The sequence below is a fragment of the Mesorhizobium sp. M7A.F.Ca.CA.003.01.2.1 genome, from assembly GCF_003998945.1.
GTDB classification, from domain to species: domain Bacteria; phylum Pseudomonadota; class Alphaproteobacteria; order Rhizobiales; family Rhizobiaceae; genus Mesorhizobium; species Mesorhizobium ciceri.
In genome coordinates, this window is sequence record NZ_RZRA01001211.1 from 1 (window position 1) to 1,333 (window position 1,333).

At 66.6% G+C, this 1,333-nt stretch carries 1 protein-coding gene; it reads left to right on the top strand.

Annotated features, from left to right (window positions below):
• The coding region (locus EN969_RS31295) for a sugar ABC transporter ATP-binding protein (protein ID WP_164758673.1) at positions 1-1,292 on the top strand (1,292 nt) is incomplete at its 5' end.
• Positions 1,293-1,333: the final 41 nt, after the last annotated feature.

A 1,333-nucleotide genomic window follows, 5' to 3' on the forward strand; every position in this document is an offset into this window, starting at 1 on the left:
CCGCACGCGCTGCGGGCGTCGCCATGATCCATCAGGAATTGCAGCAGGTACCACGCCTTAGCGTCGCCCAGAACATGTTCCTAGGCCATCCGCTGACGCGCGGCGCCATCTTCGTCGCCCGGCGCGAACAGGAGCGCCGTGCTGCGGAGGCTCTTGCGGCCATCGATCCCTCCATCGATCCGGCTGCACCCCTCGGTACCCTGAAGGTGGCGCAGCGGCAGATTGTCGAGATCGCCCGCGCGCTGCTCGATCGCGCCCGCATCGTTGCCATGGACGAGCCGACATCGAGCCTGACGCCGAGCGAATTCGAACGGCTGGCGCAAGTCATCACCGGCCTCGCCCGCGACGGCGTCGCCGTCGTCTATGTCTCGCACAAGCTGGACGAGGTGTTCGGCATCTGCCGGCGCGCCACCATCATGCGCGATGGCGTCGTCGTCGATTCCGTCGATCTGAACGACCTGTCGGAGAAAGCGGTCGTGGCGATGATGGTCGGCCGCGAACTGGCGCAGGAGCAGCATAATTCCCATGCCACGAACAAGGTCATGCTGAGCGCGCGTGGCCTCTCCTCGGCGACGAAGGTGCGCAACGTGTCGTTCGATCTGCATCGCGGCGAGGTGCTGGGCATTGCCGGCCTGGTCGGTTCCGGCCGCACTGAACTGCTGCGGCTCTTGGCCGGCGCCGATCGCGCCACGGCCGGGACGATTGCAATCGACGGCAAGGCGGCACGGTTCTTCAGCCCGCGTGACGCGATTGCCGCCGGCGTCGGACTGGTGCCGGAGGAGCGCAAACGCGAAGGCATCGTGCCGCTGCGCTCGATCACCAGCAATATGGCGCTGGCCTCGATGGCCGTGTTCGCGCCGCGCGGCCTCATCGATCACGCCAGGTTGAAACAGGTGGCGGCCGAGAAGATGAGCCGCGTCAATCTGCGCCCATTCCTGCTCGACCGGCCGATCCGCCTGTTCAGCGGCGGCAACCAGCAGAAGGCGATCATCGGCCGCTGGCTGGCGGCGGGAACACGCATCCTCTTGTTCGACGAGCCGACGCGCGGCATCGATGTCGGCGCCAAGGCGGAGATCTATCATCTGATCGAGGAACTCGCCGCCGAGGGCCATGCGGTGGTCGTCGTCTCCTCCGAACTGCCCGAGGTGATCCGGCTTGCCGACCGCGTGTTGGTCATGCGCGACGGCACCATCGCCGCCGAACTCGATAGGGCAAATCTCTCAGAACAGGCGATCGCGGCGCACGCCATCCCGCAAACGCAAACGCCGGCCGCACAGCCGGCAAGGCAGTAGGTGACGGATATGTCGGATGCCACTCTGGTGCGGTCCCAGGC